Origin of the sequence: Pseudovibrio sp. Ad5, from assembly GCF_001623095.1 — a bacterium.
GTDB lineage: Bacteria > Pseudomonadota > Alphaproteobacteria > Rhizobiales > Stappiaceae > Pseudovibrio.
In genome coordinates this window covers 31,706-48,933 of record NZ_LMCH01000025.1, presented here as the reverse complement: position 1 = coordinate 48,933, position 17,228 = coordinate 31,706, and the positions used below count along the sequence as shown (strand labels likewise).

The following is a 17,228-nucleotide window of genomic DNA, read 5'->3' as shown; positions in this document are numbered from 1 at the left end:
GAATATGAATCACGATCATTATGCAGACAGCTACATCCAAGGCATTTTGGAAGGCACCAAGACAATCGCATTGGTTGGAGCTAGCAACAAGCCAGAACGCGCCAGCTTCCGCGTTTTGAACTACCTGCTGGAAGAAGGGTATACCGTTTATCCGATCAATCCCGGTCAGGCCGGAACCGAGATCGCAGGCGCAAAAGTCTATGCTTCCCTGACTGACCTTCCAGAACCTGTCGACATGGTAGATGTCTTCCGCAATTCAGAAGCGGCTGGCGGTGTCATTGATGAGGTAATCGCTCTGCCAACGCTCCCCAAAGCAATCTGGCTTCAGCTGGGTGTGAGAAACGACGAGGCAGCAGCGCGAGCTGAAGACAAGGGAATCAAAGTGGTAATGGACCGCTGCCCTAAGATCGAAATTCCACGTCTGGCATCAGTTGCAGCCAGCTAAACACTCCGATAAGGCGCTCTCGATGCCGCGAAAATTGAGAGCGCATCCGATAAGTTAGAACGATTTTCCAATCTCGCCAAGCAGAAGCGAACAGAATTTCAAACATCAAATAGTCGGCAAGTTGCTTGAGCTTTCTGCAAGAGTGAAGAGCGCTCATCTTTTCATCTGAGCTTGCCAACCTCCGGTTGCCCCCTCATAGTTCCTAGCGGGAAATTATATAAATTTCAGCAGAGAATGACGCGCCTGTTCCAAGGGTTTGCAAACCATACACCTTGCGCAGAACCGTTCCATCCTGCAAGCGCATTGAAAGGACTGCCTTATGAGCGATCACACCCCAGGCTTTGATACCCTTGCAATTCACGCAGGCGCGAAACCAGACCCAACCACAGGCGCGCGCGCAACACCAATCTACCAAACCACATCTTTCGTGTTTGAGGATGTAGACCACGCTGCGTCCTTGTTTGGCCTGCAAGCATTTGGCAACATCTATACTCGCATCACAAACCCAACCACCGCTGTTCTTGAAGAGCGCGTGGCAACATTGGAAGGCGGCACTGCAGCTCTGGCCGTGGCATCCGGCCACGCCGCACAGCTTCTGGCCTTCCACGCCCTCATGACACCTGGCTGTAACATCGTCGCTTCCAAGCGCATGTATGGCGGCACCATCAACCAGCTCAACCATTCTTTCAAAAGCTTCGGTTGGGATGTAAAATGGGCAGAAGGTCTGGACGCACAAAGCTTCGCAGACCAGATCGACGAAAACACCCGTGCCGTCTTCATCGAAAGTGTCGCCAATCCAGGCGGCGTTATCATGGATATCGAGGGCATCTCAGCAGTGGCCAAAGATGCTGGCGCGCCTCTTATCGTCGACAATACGATGGCAACCCCATACCTCTGCCAGCCAATCAAACACGGCGCAGACATCGTGTTGCATTCCCTGACCAAGTTCATGGGTGGACATGGCAACTCCATGGGCGGTGCCATTGTTGATGCCGGTACATTCGATTGGGCAGCATCTGGCAAGTATCCAATGCTGACCGAACCTCGCCCAGAATACAACGACATGCGCCTGTTTGAGACCTTCGGCAACATCGCCTTTGCGATCTGCTGTCGGGTACTGGGCCTACGAGATCTCGGCCCTGCTATCTCACCGCAAAATGCCTTCATGCTCATCACAGGCATCGAGACACTTGCGCTGCGCATGCAGAAACACTCTGACAATGCCTTGAAGGTCGCTGAGTTCCTCCAAAGCCATCCAGCTGTCAGCTGGGTTTCTTATGCAGGCCTCGCCAATGACCCATTCCATCAGGCACATCAGAAGTACTGCCCGAAAGGCGCAGGCGCAGTCTTCACCTTCGGCCTGAAAGGTGGCTATGAGTCGGGCGTTGAACTGGTAAAAGGTCTGGAGTTATTCTCTCACCTTGCTAATATTGGCGACACCCGCTCGCTCGTCATCCATCCAGCGTCTACCACACACCGCCAGCTGTCTGATGCTCAAAAAACTGCTGCTGGAGCAGGCCCGGATGTTGTTCGTGTTTCCATTGGCATTGAAGATGTTGCTGATATCATCGCAGATCTGAAACAAGCCCTCGAAAAGGCATAATACCTTTATATTTCAATGCGGTATGATTGGAGAATGAATCAATCTGCCAGCAATGATCGCTCAACAAAAAAAGGCGCCCACAAGGCGCCTTTTTCGATTCCACATCAACCACTTAGTCAGACAAACTGAATCATCATCTCAACGCAGCTTCTTTTTCGCGGCGAAGCAGACAAACCTGCTCGACAGCAAGTGCCAGAACAATAAGCGCCATCGCCTGATGCGCCAATGCGCGATCCATCGGCACCATGCCAAGCAGCGTCACAACACCAAGGAATACCTGAACAACAATCGCCACCATCAACCAGCTGGCATTGCTTTTCAGCACGCTCTCTCTGTTGCCGCGCATCAGATAAAAACCCTGCACAAACACAGCAATCACCAGCGCATAAGCGATCATGCGGTGCTGGAACTGCACCATCATCACATTCTCGAAAAAGTTGATCCACCAAGGAGACATGACAAACAAACCTGATGGAATAATCTGCCCATCCATCAGCGGCCAGGTGTTAAAGGTCAGCCCAGCATTGAGGCCTGCGACCAGTGCTCCGAGGAACAGCTGAAAGAGCACCAAGCCAACAATGGCATATGCACCAAACAAACCATCACCAAACACATTCCAGCCTTCACGCTCAAGCTCTGGGCGGCGCTTCAACACAGCTGCTAGATAATACAGGTAAGCAAACAGAATACAGGCCACACTCAAGTGCACAGCAAGACGGTACTGGCTCACATCTACGCGGTTCACAAGGCCAGACGCAACCATCCACCAGCCAATCGCCCCCTGCAATCCACCAAGCAAGAACGCAACCACAAGCCGCGGCTTAAGCCATGAGCTCACCTGTCCACGAGCCCAAAACCACACAAGCGGGATGAAGAAGAAGAGCCCAATCACCCGGCCCAGCAAGCGGTGTCCCCACTCCCACCAGAAGATGGACTTAAACTCGCCAAGCGTCATACCCTCATTGAGCAGCTTGTACTGCGGGATCTGTTTGTATTTCTCAAACTCCTCCGCCCATTCAGCTGCACTCAGTGGTGGAATGGCGCCATGTATTGGCTTCCATTCAGTAATGGAAAGGCCGGATTCGGTCAGGCGGGTCGCCCCGCCCACAACAACCATAGCCAAAATCAGGAAGCAGATAAACAGCAACCACACGCGAATTTGCCTGCGGTTGGAAAGGTCTTGAGCAGAAAGATCTGAACTGTAGAACGGAGTAGACATGACACCTATTCGAAGAACTTGTTTGCCCCTATATATGTCAGATCAGCAGCCAAATCAGGAAAAATACGCAGATCCTCACAGCAGTCTAGACAAATTACCTAGATTTTTCAGGTGAAAGTCAGTCATGCAATAGCACTGCTGTGTCATAGACTTAGAGAACACGAAAGCGGGTCTGCACAATCTAAATTGCAAATTATCAGCAAGATCCTCTTGAAAAATATATGCATTTTGAACTATGGCTTGCGCGGAAAAGAAAGGCCCTACGCAAAGAGGCTTTCAAGGAGAACTCTATGGTTTCGCCATTTCGCCGTTTCATCGGCATGGTATTTTTAGTGACTTTTGTTCTTGTCTATATCTTCCTGGCAATGGTCATTGGCGATATAACAATGGCGGGCAAGCATTGGTCTATTAAGCTTATCTTTTTTGCAATTGCTGGTTTGATCTGGGTAGTTCCGGCGGGATTGATTATCAGCTGGACCTATAAAAAGCGCTAGGACCTAAAGGTTCAAGCCCTGATCAAAGCTCACGCTCTTCTCAAAAAAGACCGGACGCGCTTCACCGCGTAGTAAGCCGCAAATGCGGCTCCGGTCAAATACACATCAACCATTCTTTGCTGTTGATGTAATCCATTCAATGAGACACGCGGCAAATGATAGCGTCGCTTGAGATTTTCCGTAGTCAAGGTTCCCGGTTGCGTCGTCACAGCCGCCGCAAAACTCAGTTCCTCTGCAACACTTTCACAACGTTTATCAACCGCTTCTGCAAAACCATAAGGATACGCCAAAACCGTCGGCGTCTTGCCTAACTGCGCAGTCATCTCCTCCAGCCCTGCCTGAATATGCTGTCGGATGTCCTCTCGGGTAGAAAGCCGCGCCAACATCGGATGAGTGTCCGTATGTGCGCCCAGGCTGACCAGTGGATCCTGAGAGAATGCACGCAACTCTTCAAAAGACAGAATCAGCTCTCGGCAAAGCACTCGCCAATCCAATCCATAACGCTCTGCAGCCTCCCGAATAACTGCCCGCTGTTTAGCCTCTGGCACCTCGCTGATAAGCATGCAGCGCGCTGATACAAACGATGCCTCTTTATGCTTTAAAGAGGTGCAATCATAATCAAACTGTTTGTCTTCATATCGGAATGAGATGTGGTCATTCTCAGCGATGAGCTGTTCTATGATAATCCACCACAGCTCAGAGTTATGCTTGCTGTACTCGCTGCTGATAAAAACGGTGAAAGGAACATCGAGTTCCTTTAGCACGGGATAAGCCACATCCCGGTTATCTTTATAACCATCATCAAAAGTCAAAACCGCAAACTTCTGAGAGCATTGCCTTTTGCTTTGAAGCCGTTCCAAAGCATCATCCAGTGAAATAAACTCGTATCCCGCCTGCCGAACCTGAATAACGGTTTTACGCAAAAATTCGGGTGTAACTTCAAGCAGTTTATTAGGCTGAAAGGACCCAGTTGCTTCAGGCAGAACACGATGAAGCGTAAAAATAATGCCATCACCAGCGGTCATGTTCCTGAATAATCTGGCAGGCCCACGGCTACTTAAAAAGTAGCTGGCGTAATCAATAAATAAATGCTTGAAGGACTTCCGCACGGAGACCCCCTAGTTCCAAACCGAATATCTCTCAAATTGTAACTGGGAATTATTTACGATTAATTTCAATTTGGGTTGCTCTACCTAGTTAGATTTGAGATTCATTAAGAGCTTGGAACTAATAATTCCTTGTATTTTATTTAGGGCATTTTTCAATGGCACTTTCACAATCCACGTCAAACAGCGAGCGCTCTAACCGTGCTGATTGTAATAACACGCTGGATTTGAATAAGCTTTCTTTTCAGATCATCTCAGATGAAGACTTGTCAAAACTGCGAAGTGATTGGCTCGTTCTGGAAGCTTCAGGCGATGGAAGTGCCTATCACGCCTATGAATGGTGTAAAAGCTGGGTGGAGCATGTTGCCCACTCAGAAAGAGCCACCACACTGATTGTTGCCGGATACATCGGCGCAAAACTCCACGTCCTACTACCTCTCGCTCTCCATCAGTGCCACCTTGCAAAAACCGCCCGATGGCTCGGGGAGGAAATCTTCAACCAGAACACGGGCTATTGGTCTCAAGAGCTATTACAAGCTCCGCAGGCACATTTTCTCCGCCCTCGTCTGGTCGCAACCCTCAAAGCATGGGGCGTTGATCTCATCCACCTTGGCAACATGGCAAGGCGTGTGGGCACCTACGACAACCCGTTAATCTGTTTGGATGACACCACGAGCACCAATGCAATCTATCCGTTTGAGCTAACAAGCCCTGCGGAAGAATTCGTCAAAGCAAAACGCTCTAAAGGTGCCCGCAAAAAGCACCGCAGTAAACTTAGCAAACTTCAGTCACTGGGAACGCTCAGCTTCAAGGCTGAAGTCACAAAAGAAGGCGCAGCCGCAGCCGTTGATGCCATGATTAGGCAGCGAGAACTCCGTCAGGCTGAGACAGGTATTCCAACCGCCTTCGCTCTTCCCAACTACCAGTGTTTCGTGCGTGAGGCCTTCACAAACCTTTCGCAAGACGACAGCCCATCAAAACCGGTGATTTACAGCCTGAAGCTTGATGATGAGATCATCAGCACATGCCTCAGTCTTATGTCTGGAAAACGAGTATATTGCTACTGCACCTCCATCATTAATGGCGAACTGATGCGACATAGTCCGGGCGAGTTGCTCATGCAGCACGTCATTGAGGACATGTGCAATGAAGGCATGGAGATTTTTGACTTTGGATTGGGCGAAGAACGTTTCAAGCTGGCATGGGCTGAACCAGAACACTTAAAGGACTGGATCGAGCCACTCACTTTCAAAGGAAAGCTCGTCGCAGCTCTCGAAAACGTCATACTCAGCTCTAAGCGCAAACTCAGAAACAACGAGCGTTTTTGGCAGCTTTACAGGCGTGTCCGTGGAATTTTCGCTCGCATACAGCACTAAGCTCACTCAAAACATTTTGAACAGCTTTTATGCTGCCATATCAACCTGTAGCCAAGCCGCAGCTTCATTGCTGACCACTCGCTCCACCTCAACGGGTGCCTTGGTGTGCTTTTCAAGAATGGTCAGAGCTTTTTCCAGCTCAGGGCCAGCTGGTGACCCGTCAGTTGCAATAATTACGCGATCCGCTTCAGAAAGCAGCTGCGCGCAAATCAAGCTCGGTTCGATAAGCCCGAGATCAGCCACGATTACGTCATACGTCAGATCCAGGGCTTCCATAATGAGATTATAGCGCCCGCCATAAACCACTTCATCACGAATAGGCATGACACCTGATTGTATCACATGCGCACGGGAAACAGGGTCGCGGTGGATCACGTTCGTAAAGGCCGCCTCGCCTTCCAACAACTCGGCAAAACCCGGCTTCAGCGGATCATCAGAACCCTCTTCAGCCTGAGGCACATCCCCAACTTCTTCAAGCGGCGTTTCTTTGAGGATGGACTGAGCCCCTTCACCGCCTTCAGACCGCACCTCGACGACCACAGGCATAATACCGCGCTCGGCAATCTTGCGCGTACAGCTTAGGGCAACGCGTGAAGACAGGCTTTCATCCTCCACGCTCAGCACAACCACACGGCCAACTTTTGCTAGCTGATTAGCGTTATCAGCCTTGACTTCTTTTAGAGTGATTGACGAAACCTCAGCACTTGCTTCTTCTTCCTCAAACTCCTCGTCAAACTCTTCTTCTTCGCGTGCTTCGTCATGCTCTTCTTCAAAAGCTTCATCCTCAGCAAGTTCAGTCATTTCCTCTTGAGGCTCTTCCTCCTCTGAGGTTTTTTGCTCCTCATCAGACTTATCTTCCTCTTCAACAAAGGAAGGCTTCAGCTCGACAGGAGGAGCGACAACAGCATGGCTGCGGGTCGTTGCATCCACCACGCTTTCAAGCGCATTAGAGGTTGCTGTACCAGTCGCTTCTTTCGGATTAGCGGCAGGTGCTGTTGGCGTAGAAAATGTTTCTCGGCGCAAAACTTCACCAGCAATCAAAGCACGTGCAATCACCCAGAGGCAGCCGAGGAAGAACGCGGCAAAACCAGCAATCGCAGCAAGCGCAGAAGGCTTCCGGCCAGACGGCTCACTTGGCACAGACGCACGCGAAATCACACGGGAGTCAGCATTCAACACACCAACACCCTGCAGCACTTCTGCTTCACGCAAGCTCACAAGTAACTGGTTCAGCTGCTCTTCTTTGGAGCGTGCTTCTCGCTGCAACTCCTGCAAATGAACCTGATCAGCGCCCGAACGGGCAGCTTCTACCTTCAACGCATTCACCTGCTCATTGAGAGCGACATAACGGTCCTGAGCAATCTTGGCATCATTCTCAAGACCAATAACAATTTTCTCCGCCTCAGCGCGGATCTGACGATCGTACCCACGCAACTGGGAACGCAGTGCTTTGATCTGCGGGTGATTTGGCAAGAGCGTAGTTGAAAGCTCCGCAATACGATTTTCCAGCGCCAACTGACGCTCGCGCAAGCGTTGGATTAGAGAAGAAGCCAGAACCTGCGTCGCAGTTTCCAAAGACCCACCATCCTCCAGCAAGGATCGGATCTGTCGCGCCTGAGCTTCAGCCTGCGACTTTGCCACGATGGCGGAAGAAACCTGAGAGTTGAGCTCGGCCAGCTGCTGTTGGTTTAGCGTCCTGTTTTCGGACCCAAGCAACAGGTCTGCTCCCGCACGAAACTCCGCAACGGTCTTTTTCGCAGCCTCAACTTCGTTTTCGAGGCGCGCAACCTGCGGCGCAAGCGCATCAGCCGTGTTATTGGTCACCGCGCGCTTCGCATTATCCTGCAGCATGCGATATTCGTTGATCACCGTGTTAGCAACACGCGCTGCAAGCTCAGGATCTTTGCTTGTAAAACGCACTGCGATAACGCGGGATCCGTCGACCTGATACACATCCAGATTGCTCGTGAATTTGTTCAGCAGCCGCTCTGCTTCACTCATCTGACCAGATGTCGGCTCAAGCCCAACACGGGTCATCAATTGATCGACAAGGCCCGGTTTGCTTTTGGCCGCAAAAACACTGTTGTTCGCAAGATCAAGTGTTTGCACAACATGGCGCGCCAAATCGCGTGACTGCAGCAACTGTACTTGGCTAGCAATGCCTTCTTTATCCAGCAGAGAACGTTCCTGCTCGCTGTTACGGATTTGGCCTGGCAGGATAATTTTGGCTGTATCAATGAGGACTTTGGATTCGCTTGTGTATTTGGCAGTTTGCTTGCTGGCCAGGTAAAAAGTGCCGAAGGCGATCAGCGCTGCAAAAGGGATCACCCAAAGGAGCCCCTTAAACACTTTTTTGAACAGCACGCCCATATCAAGAAAGACATCTTCTTGCGGCACAGCCCACTTCCCCACTCAATACAAAGCCCGAAACAATTTTCAATCACAAGAATGCATAGACAGGGTAACCAAGTTATTAAGCACCTAAATCAAATGCTGGAAAGAAATGACAAAGCGCCCAACAATTCTTGCAAAATTAACTAGAGGATAATTACAATATTTATACTCTGTTAACCTTGAGCGCCGAAACATACTCCCAATGAATTTAAAGGATTTCGTAATGCGCCCGCGCCTACTAGCAGTTATTGCTGGCTTAACTCTGTTAACGAGTTGTTCATCATATAAAAAGCCAGAGCCTGCTTTTCATGAGGAACTGGTCCAGCCATACACTCTTGCTGCAAGCGACGAAGTCCGTATTATTGTTTTTGGACAGGCTGATCTGTCCAATACCTACAAGATTGATCAGGGCGGCAGCCTCGCCTTCCCACTAATCGGTCAGATCAACGCAACTGGCAAAACTCCAAAACAACTCGCAAGCATAATCCGCACCCGTCTGAAAAACGGTTTCATCCGCGATCCAGATGTATCTGTGGAAGTTGCCGTCTACCGACCAATTTTCATCATGGGTGAAGTCAGAAACGCGGGCCAATACGCATACCTGCCGGGCATGACCGTGCAAAATGCCGTCGCCACCGCTGGAGGCTTCACTGCAAGAGCCCGCCAACAGGATGTTGATCTAACGCGTCAGATCGGTGGCGAAATTGCCAGCGGACCGGCACCAATCACAGCGCCTGTGCGCCCTGGGGACACGCTCTATGTGCATGAAAGGCTCTTTTAAATTAAGAGCATGCACTCTACATGCCTTTGCGTTTTATTAGTCTAAAACCCACGATTAAGAATTAATTAACCCTGTCGATTAACAGGTCAAACAGTATTTTAAGCTAGCAATAAACTCAGTTGCGCGGCGGTCTGTGCTGGGGAGCATCAGACAATGCATGCGCGGTGGGGAGTTTGCTGCGGATGTCTACGGACAAGCTGAAAATCGTTCATTGCATACGTGCGCCTTTAGGTGGCGCGTTTCGTCATCTTATAGATCTTGCCGAAGAGCAGATCGAGATGGGCCATGAGCTTGGCATTGTCTGTGCCTCCAACGCTATACCTCCCTCATCAATGAAACAATTAGAAGCCTTAAAGACTAGTCTTTCCCTTGGCTTACTCACAGTTCCCATGGCGCGTTCGCTCGCTCCCAAAGACCTTTTCAGCTTCTACAAACTCACAAAACACCTTACCCCTTTAAAGCCGGATGTCTTGCACGGTCATGGCGCGAAAGGTGGCGTCTGGGCACGCACCATAGGGTCTGCACTGAGGCTGAGGGGAATCAATACCCAGCGCGTTTACAGCCCTCACGGCGGCAGCTTGCACTACGATTTCTCAACCACATCAGGCAAAGTTTACATCACGCTTGAAAAGCTCTTGAGACCACTCACCGACTCACTCGTGTTTACCAGTGCGTTTGAGCAAGCAGCTTATCAACAAAAGATCGGCTTGAGCGGTAATCCTCCACACCACAAAATCGTACATAACGGTTTGCGGCAAGCAGAGTTCCAACGCAGCACAACTCATGAGAATGCAGCCGACCTACTCTTCGTCGGAGAACTTCGTCTTTTGAAAGGCGTCGACCTGCTCATCAATGCTCTGGATGACTTGCACAAAAACTCCAGTACCAAGCCAACCCTTGCAATTGTAGGAGATGGTCCAGATAGTGCTCTGTTTGAGCAAATGGTTCGAGATAAAAATCTGCAAGCCTACGTTACCTTCCATGGGTTCTTGCCACTCAGTCAAGCTCTTCCACTCGGCAAAACAGCAGTCATCCCCTCACGAGCAGAAGCTCTGCCGTATATCGTGTTGGAACTCCTTGCTGCACAAAAACCGCTGATCACGACCCGCGTTGGCGGCATACCTGAGATTTATGCAGAGCATCACAAGACACTTGTTCAGCCCGATGATCAACAAGCGCTGACAAAAGCAGTCCGTTGGGTGCTCTCTCACCCTGACGAGCAAATCCAGCTGAGCCAGAAACTACAGAACCATTTGAAAATGAATTTTACTCTGCCGCAAATGGCGCAGAGCATCACCCAACTTTATCACCCTGTTCAAAGTGCAAAAGATGAACTGGCAGACGCCTCACAGCAGTCTCAACAGTCCACGCTGCACTCACAAAACAAACTCACTTAGGCGCACGGCACAATGGTCAAGCATCGCTTCAATGTAATTGAGAGTGGCCCGTCACCTGATGACCAATCCGGGACGAACGGTCAGCAGATTTCTTCGACAAAAAATGAAGATACCACAACAAGCAACCTGTCCAAGGATGCTCTGGAGGTGGCTGCAACCCTGCGCACCAACACCATCTCTAAAACGGTTTTCGATGGTTTCATGCGCTGTTCGGATGCAGCCCTGATCGTTCTGACAGGTATTGTCGCCTATCTGAGCGGAGCCTCCCTTGATATCCCGCCTCTCTGGCAAATCTTCGCACTGTTCGAAGCATCCCTGATTGGCGTCATGCTGTTTCAAATGGCTGATCTGTATCAGGCCAACGCCCTGCAAAAAGTCGTGGCTCAGGCCATGCGTCTCATCACAGCATGGGCACTGGTATTTGCGGCTTTGATCACGTCTCTGCTACTTATCCTGCCATCTACGGAAATTCCGCAGGCCTTCCTGCTGAAGTGGTTTGTGAGCGGGGCTGTGGTCCTCACAATCTTCCGAATGGTCATGCGTGGCTTTATCGTGCGCTGGACTCGCATGGGTCGCTTGAGCCGCAGAGCAGTCCTCGTCGGAGGTGGGCAAAGTGCTGCTGATCTCATCGCAGAACTTGAGCGCCAACCAAACAATGACATTGAGATTTGCGGGATTTTTGATGATCGTTCAAATGATCGTTCCCCGCCAAGCGTCGCTGGCTACCAAAAGCTTGGCAACGTTTCTGATCTGGTAGAGTTCGCCCGCATCGCACAAATCGACATGTTGCTGGTGACGATCCCGATCCGCGCCGAAAAACGCATCATTCAGCTGCTGGAAAAGCTCTGGGTTCTCCCGGTCGATATCCGCCTCTCAGCGCATGCAGACAAACTCCGCTTCCGCCAAAGGGCCTCGTCTTTCGTTGGCGCAGTGCCGTTTGTCGATGTTCTTGAAAAACCGATCGCGGATTGGGACACAATCGCAAAGCGCGCCTTCGATATCTTCTTCGCAAGCATTTCGTTGATTGCCCTCTCTCCGGTCATGCTGGTCACAGCATTGCTGATCAAACTGGACAGCCCCGGCCCGGTCATCTTTCGACAGAAGCGCTACGGCTTTAACAACGAGTTGATTGACGTCTTCAAGTTCCGCTCCATGTACCACAACATGACAGACGCCAACGCCTCAAAACTGGTGACCAAAGGCGATCCACGCGTTACCAAAATTGGCCGCATCATCCGCAAGACCTCCATTGACGAGTTGCCTCAGCTGATGAACGTACTGATGGGACAGCTCTCTCTCGTCGGCCCTCGCCCGCACGCTCTCTCCGCAAAAGCTGAAGATCGCCTCTACGAGAATGTGGTGGATGGCTATTTCGCACGCCACAAGGTCAAACCAGGTGTCACTGGTTGGGCGCAAATCAAAGGTTGGCGCGGCGAAACGGATACCGAAGACAAGATCCAGAAGCGTGTCGAATGCGACATCTACTACATTGAAAACTGGTCCGTTTTCTTTGATCTCTATATCTTGATTAAAACACCGTTCTGCCTTCTGGAAACGGAAAACGCATATTGACCGATTTATCGCGCCCACACGATGCAATCAGAAATGCACGCCCCTTTTGGTACGTGCCTCTGACAATCGGCACAGAAACAATAGCCAGAGCGCTGTTGTTCCTGACCGCATCTGTGAGCGCACTCGTTATCATCGAACCAGCTCCCTATGACCTTCTAATCGCCCTCTTGTTGGTGGGTTGGTCCTTCTTTGGGCTGGAATTGCGTAAGGACATTCTGCCTCTTCTGATTTTGCTGTGTTTTTACATAGCAGGCGGAATTCTTGCCTTACCCGCAGCCGCAGACACCAAAGAAGCCGTCACTTTCTACGCCGTAACGATCTTCCTGGCGTTTTCATCCTTCTTGTATGCAGCAACCCTGTCTGCAAAAATTGAACGGATAGACATTCTTGAGAAGGGCTATTTGCTGGCAGCTCTGTTTGCCACCCTGCTTGCCATTGCAGGTTACTTCAACGCCTTCCCCGGCGCTTATGACCAGTTCACCCTGTATGGCCGCGCAAAAGGCACCTTCAAGGATCCAAACGTCTACGGCCCATTTCTGCTCTTGCCAACGCTGCTAATAACCTACGACATTCTAACCAAACCTTTGCGAGAGAACATCTTCAAGTCAGGCGCCCTGCTCATCCTCTTGCTGGGAGCGTTCCTCTCTTTCTCCCGAGCAGCATGGGGCATGACACTGGGTGGCGCACTCATGGTGTTTCTCCTCGTCTTCATCAACGAGCAGCGCTCACTCCCACGCATAAAGCTGCTCGGTATCCTTGGTCTTGCAGGTATCGGCCTCATCATTGCGCTGTTTGCAATTCTTTCAATTGAATCGATATCGGAGATGTTCACGCTTCGCGCCAAGCTCGTGCAGGATTATGACGGCGCACGTTTAGGACGTTTTGGACGCTGGGGGGAAGGCTTCACACTTGTCACAGAACGCCCGTTTGGTCTTGGTGTCGGCGGCTTTAACTCCATATTCCCAGAGGATGAGCACAACGCCTACCTCAAAGCCTTTACAACCTACGGGTGGCTTGGTGGCCTGTCCTATATAACGCTTGTTTTTTGGACATTGATCAAAGCTTTGCCGCTGGTTTTCAAGCCACGGCCTTGGCAGAAATACATCATCTGCACCTACGTCGCGTTCCTGCTACACGCTTGTGTTAGCTTCATTATCGACACAGATCATTGGCGCCACTACTTTCTGCTACTCGGCATTCTGTGGGCCATCATCGCAGCGGAATCCGGCATCTCACGCTACAGGCGTTTTCCACCAGCACAATAAGCTCAGTTTCATTTGATCCTTGATCGGACAACCTGAATTAGGTAGGAAAGTTGTGTGGTAAGCTGTTAAGGCAGCTCCACAAATAGGAATACTTGCATATGCGGCACCGCACCCAGGCGCAAGGTTCCTCACGGTTCGGGTAGTAGCGCAGCCTGGTAGCGCACTTCACTGGGGGTGAAGGGGTCGTCGGTTCGAATCCGGCCTACCCGACCAATATTTTCAATAACTTAAAGCATAAAAGTAAAGTAGCACCTTGGTACAAGTGTACCCAAATCATCTGAGTCGCAACTTGAGAACACTTCAGCACAACAAGTTGAATTGATTAAATTTCTGATGATTTGTGGAATATTGGGCTGTCAAACTACATTCCACTACCTGAAGGTGTGTACTAATATCACTTTCACCTTTAGTTCTATTGGGACACGTACTGTACACTTAGGCACACTTGCCCAAATAATGGACATTCACATGAGCTGGTTACAGTTCTTTGCTTCGCTTGCATCTTCCTTAGCGTGGCCAGTGGTCGCGGTAATTATTGTGCTTGCCCTGAGAAAAGCAATTTTAGAGAAACTCCCGCAGTTGATAAGATTTAAGGCCAAAGATTTTGAGGCTGAGTTTGCAGAAGCTCTCTCGGATCTCGGCAAGGAAGTAAGAGAAACCGGACTAGACGAAGAAAAGGAAGCCGATAGTAGCGAAGTAGACGAGCTACAAGAGATAGCTAAGATTTCAGCATCCTTAGCTGTCGCTGAAGCCTACCATAATGTAGAGCGCTCAGGCAGAGAACTTATGAAGGCCAAAGGACTGTTTGAAGATCAAAGGGTCACACTTTCTGGTATGCGCCTCTGGAAGGCTCTTTTGAAAGAAGAATATATAGGATTTAGTGAATACAAAATTTTGGACGACCTAAGAGTTCTGCGCAATAAAATTGTGCATGAGGGTAGTAATGATATCACTTACGAGAGCGCTCAAAGGTACATCAAGTTCGCAGTAATCGCGTCACAAGCCTTTGAAAAAGCAGAGCGACATGAGCCCAATATGCAACCCCACAACGCTATGACCTAGACAACCACGCGTCAGGGTTCTGGCAGAAGCCTCCACTATCTTTCCCGTTACATTGTGATTCTTGACCCTTTCAGGATTTTCTTCTCACATTTTTCGTGATGGAATCAAAGTGACGGATTATTGCCCTCAAAATGGCGTCCTTATCCCCTCCTAAAATGCGCATCAGAAGACAGCAGCTGATGCCCAGTTGATGGTAGAGCGCCCAGTCACACTGGCAATTCTGAAAGAACTCGATGCCTCGGTTTAGGACCACTGCTAAAAGTCACAACGTCCCTACTGAACGAACGCCAAAGCACACAATCATAATTCATATTGCACGAAGAGCCAGTAATAGAGATGCCACCATTGGCACCTTCGGACACCTTAAATAGCATCTCAGAATAGCAGACAATGTAAGATAGTATGGTTGTGCTCTACCTATTTTGTAGATGAGTATGTTCCAGTAGGAATTACCCTTCGACAACGATGATCGTAACAGAGTATAAAATCGACAAGTTAAACAACACAGAGCACGCACTTGCAAAATGAATTTGAGGCACCTTTCATATGAAAACTATTGAAATTTGTGCAGGAGCAGGTGGGCAAGCTCTGGGGCTGCACAATGCAGGCGCAGAACATGTCGCTTTAGTTGAAATAGACAAGGATGCTTGCGAAACCCTCCGCAGAAACATCAAAAAAAACGCGCTGAATTGGGGGGCAATTTTTGAACAAGACCTAAAGCACTTTGTAGAAAACCATGCTGCAAACTTTAAGGGTAACGTTGATTTAATTGCTGGAGGAGTGCCATGCCCTCCTTTTAGTAAAGCCGGTTTGAAACTTGGTCCTAAAGATGAACGAGATCTTTTTCCAACCGCTATACGCTTGATTGAAATAGTTCAACCCAAAGCAATTTTATTGGAAAATGTAGAGGGTCTTCTCACTTCAGAGTTTAAAGCATATCGGCAATCCATAAAACATCAGTTGAAGCGATTGGGGTACTTCATTTTTTGGCAAAGTATTCAGGCAACTGACTATGGGGTTTCTCAGAAAAGGTCTAGAGCGCTACTGGTTGGGTTTAAAGCGCCCTATCACTACCATTTTACGTGGCCTGCACCGACGAGTAAGAAAGCTCCCTCCATTGGCGACTTGCTATATGATTTAATTTCGTCTCGTGGCTGGGCATATGCAGATACCTGGAGAAAAAATGCCAGCGCATATGCCCCAACGATAGTTGGCGGCTCTAAAAAACACGGCGGACCGGACTTGGGTCCAACCAGAGCAAAGAATGAATGGAAGAAATTGGGGGTCAATGCACATCGAATTGCGAATGATGACGAAGTACCTTGGCCCGACTTTAAGAACTATCTTCTAAGGAATGGTACTGTTCGTAATGGTTATGATTACATGCCCATGCTGACAATACAGATGGTTGCAAGAATACAAGGCTTTCCAGACTTCTGGGATTTTGGAGCAAAGAAAACCGCTGCATATAGACAAGTCGGAAATGCATTCCCGCCCCCGGTAGCTGAAGCGATAGGAAAATCAATATTTGACGCGTTACTCCGAGGAGAACGTGAAAATTCTACAGAGTTGCGGGCAGCAGAATAAATGAGTTTATTGAGTCGCGAACGAACTGCGTTTCATAAAGAAATGATCAGAAGTGAACTGCTATGTTTTTCACACGCTTCAGAAAAACACAGCCGAATGCATAAGGTCGACAACATCTCGTGTATAGCCGATGTCGGAAACCGCGCGAGTGTGAAAATCGCAAACTTACTTACCCAAAAGGTCGCTGAGGCCGTTGGTAAAACTGTTTCGAAAAAAGCAAAAAAAACTGAAGGTCAGTCAGCCGGCGATCAGTTTGAGATTCAATGTAAGAAGTTTCTGGAAGCTACTTTCTTCGAAACCCAGAATCTTAGACCCGGCAACTGGGTAATAAGCAAAGATTCCAATTTTTTGGGAAACTACGAGCAGTTTTCACATTTGCTTGAACTTCAAAAGTTGATGTTGAACAACAATGAGCTAAAGTCTTTTTTGGGTGATGGATACACAATTAAGCCAGATATCGTCATTGCCCGAACGCCGGAAACTGATGCAGAGATCAACAAAGTACAAACAATAGTTGATCAAAAAATCGCAACTAAAACTCCAATTCGTAGCGCAAACCACAAGCAGCCTGCATGCCCTGAGTTAATTATGCATGCCAGCGTTTCATGTAAGTTTACAATGCGATCTGATCGCGCTCAAAATACACGAACAGAGGCTCTTAACTTAATCAGAAGCCGGAAGGGCAGAGTTCCACACATTGTGGCTGTGACTGCAGAGCCAATGGCAGGCCGAATTGCTTCGCTTGCTTTAGGTACTGGGGATATGGATTGTATCTATCACTTTGCTTTGGATGAATTAAGATCCGCTTATCTGGAACTAGAGCTCGATGATGCGAAAGACACTCTCGACGCAATGATCGAAGGAAAACGCTTGAGAGACATAAGTGATCTGCCATTGGATTTAACAATTTAAAGTTATAAGAGATAT

General features: G+C 49.3%; 14 protein-coding genes and 1 tRNA gene. 12 read left to right on the top strand and 3 right to left on the bottom strand.

All coding sequences use genetic code 11. The features are described 5' to 3' along the window. The first annotated feature begins 4 nt into the window (after positions 1-4). Positions 5-445, top strand: coding sequence for a CoA-binding protein (locus PsAD5_RS12470; protein WP_063292353.1), 441 nt, complete (start codon positions 5-7; stop codon positions 443-445). 319 nt (positions 446-764) lie between these two features. Then, a complete protein-coding gene (locus tag PsAD5_RS12465) occupies positions 765-2,048 on the top strand; it encodes an O-acetylhomoserine aminocarboxypropyltransferase (protein ID WP_063292352.1) in 1,284 nt (427 codons plus the stop codon). Between the two features lie 133 nt (positions 2,049-2,181). Here PsAD5_RS12465 and PsAD5_RS12460 read toward each other — a convergent pair whose 3' ends face one another. After that, complete coding sequence (locus PsAD5_RS12460; RefSeq protein ID WP_063292351.1) at positions 2,182-3,267, bottom strand: COX15/CtaA family protein; 1,086 nt, start codon at positions 3,265-3,267, stop codon at positions 2,182-2,184. 290 nt (positions 3,268-3,557) lie between these two features. On the opposite strand from PsAD5_RS12460, the gene PsAD5_RS12455 reads away from it, so the two are divergent. Continuing rightward, complete coding sequence (locus PsAD5_RS12455; protein WP_057464452.1) at positions 3,558-3,761, top strand: DUF2842 domain-containing protein; 204 nt, start codon at positions 3,558-3,560, stop codon at positions 3,759-3,761. Positions 3,762-3,790: 29 nt separating this feature from the next. Here PsAD5_RS12455 and PsAD5_RS12450 read toward each other — a convergent pair whose 3' ends face one another. Continuing rightward, entirely contained in the window at positions 3,791-4,870 is a 1,080-nt protein-coding gene (locus PsAD5_RS12450; protein WP_208981941.1) for a polysaccharide deacetylase family protein, read from the bottom strand. A 155-nt stretch (positions 4,871-5,025) separates the two neighbouring features. Here PsAD5_RS12450 and PsAD5_RS12445 point away from each other — a divergent pair, with 155 nt between their 5' ends. Continuing rightward, positions 5,026-6,243 (top strand): GNAT family N-acetyltransferase, encoded by a 1,218-nt coding sequence (locus PsAD5_RS12445; RefSeq protein WP_063292349.1) that lies wholly within the window; start codon positions 5,026-5,028, stop codon positions 6,241-6,243. Positions 6,244-6,270: 27 nt separating this feature from the next. Here the strand turns inward: PsAD5_RS12445 and PsAD5_RS12440 are convergent, their stop codons facing one another. Continuing rightward, complete coding sequence (locus tag PsAD5_RS12440; protein ID WP_063292348.1) at positions 6,271-8,640, bottom strand: GumC family protein; 2,370 nt, start codon at positions 8,638-8,640, stop codon at positions 6,271-6,273. A 220-nt stretch (positions 8,641-8,860) separates the two neighbouring features. Here PsAD5_RS12440 and PsAD5_RS12435 point away from each other — a divergent pair, with 220 nt between their 5' ends. The 8 genes from PsAD5_RS12435 to PsAD5_RS12400 all read left to right on the top strand — a co-directional run bounded on the left by PsAD5_RS12435 (position 8,861) and on the right by PsAD5_RS12400 (position 17,213). Continuing rightward, complete coding sequence (locus tag PsAD5_RS12435) at positions 8,861-9,418, top strand: polysaccharide biosynthesis/export family protein (RefSeq protein ID WP_063292347.1); 558 nt, start codon at positions 8,861-8,863, stop codon at positions 9,416-9,418. A 182-nt stretch (positions 9,419-9,600) separates the two neighbouring features. Then, a complete protein-coding gene (locus tag PsAD5_RS12430; protein ID WP_063292346.1) occupies positions 9,601-10,815 on the top strand; it encodes a glycosyltransferase in 1,215 nt (404 codons plus the stop codon). 12 nt (positions 10,816-10,827) lie between these two features. Then, positions 10,828-12,387 carry an undecaprenyl-phosphate glucose phosphotransferase gene (locus PsAD5_RS12425; RefSeq protein WP_063292345.1) on the top strand — a complete coding sequence of 520 codons (1,560 nt, stop codon included), beginning with the start codon at positions 10,828-10,830 and terminating at the stop codon, positions 12,385-12,387. Continuing rightward, the gene (locus tag PsAD5_RS12420) at positions 12,384-13,652 is read left to right on the top strand and encodes an O-antigen ligase family protein (RefSeq protein WP_208981942.1); all 1,269 of its coding nucleotides are present in this window, start codon (positions 12,384-12,386) and stop codon (positions 13,650-13,652) included. Before PsAD5_RS12425 ends, PsAD5_RS12420 begins: the two co-directional genes overlap by 4 nt. A gap of 136 nt (positions 13,653-13,788) precedes the next feature. Further along, positions 13,789-13,865 (top strand) — tRNA-Pro (locus tag PsAD5_RS12415). A 255-nt stretch (positions 13,866-14,120) separates the two neighbouring features. Next, entirely contained in the window at positions 14,121-14,714 is a 594-nt protein-coding gene (locus tag PsAD5_RS12410) for a hypothetical protein (RefSeq protein WP_153041376.1), read from the top strand. 546 nt (positions 14,715-15,260) lie between these two features. Beyond that, positions 15,261-16,301 carry a DNA cytosine methyltransferase gene (locus PsAD5_RS12405; RefSeq protein WP_063292342.1) on the top strand — a complete coding sequence of 347 codons (1,041 nt, stop codon included), beginning with the start codon at positions 15,261-15,263 and terminating at the stop codon, positions 16,299-16,301. Beyond that, complete coding sequence (locus PsAD5_RS12400) at positions 16,302-17,213, top strand: NgoMIV family type II restriction endonuclease (RefSeq protein WP_084405957.1); 912 nt, start codon at positions 16,302-16,304, stop codon at positions 17,211-17,213. The last annotated feature ends 15 nt before the right edge of the window (positions 17,214-17,228 follow it).

Coding starts and splice junctions, on each gene's coding strand:
- PsAD5_RS12430 (WP_063292346.1), top strand. CDS start 9,601: ATGTCTACGGACAAGCTGAAAATCGTTCATTGCATACGTGCGCCTTTA.
- PsAD5_RS12465 (WP_063292352.1), top strand. CDS start 765: ATGAGCGATCACACCCCAGGCTTTGATACCCTTGCAATTCACGCAGGC.
- PsAD5_RS12470 (WP_063292353.1), top strand. CDS start 5: ATGAATCACGATCATTATGCAGACAGCTACATCCAAGGCATTTTGGAA.
- PsAD5_RS12405 (WP_063292342.1), top strand. CDS start 15,261: ATGAAAACTATTGAAATTTGTGCAGGAGCAGGTGGGCAAGCTCTGGGG.
- PsAD5_RS12455 (WP_057464452.1), top strand. CDS start 3,558: ATGGTTTCGCCATTTCGCCGTTTCATCGGCATGGTATTTTTAGTGACT.
- PsAD5_RS12445 (WP_063292349.1), top strand. CDS start 5,026: ATGGCACTTTCACAATCCACGTCAAACAGCGAGCGCTCTAACCGTGCT.
- PsAD5_RS12410 (WP_153041376.1), top strand. CDS start 14,121: ATGAGCTGGTTACAGTTCTTTGCTTCGCTTGCATCTTCCTTAGCGTGG.
- PsAD5_RS12435 (WP_063292347.1), top strand. CDS start 8,861: ATGCGCCCGCGCCTACTAGCAGTTATTGCTGGCTTAACTCTGTTAACG.
- PsAD5_RS12425 (WP_063292345.1), top strand. CDS start 10,828: ATGGTCAAGCATCGCTTCAATGTAATTGAGAGTGGCCCGTCACCTGAT.
- PsAD5_RS12460 (WP_063292351.1), bottom strand. CDS start 3,267: ATGTCTACTCCGTTCTACAGTTCAGATCTTTCTGCTCAAGACCTTTCC.
- PsAD5_RS12400 (WP_084405957.1), top strand. CDS start 16,302: ATGAGTTTATTGAGTCGCGAACGAACTGCGTTTCATAAAGAAATGATC.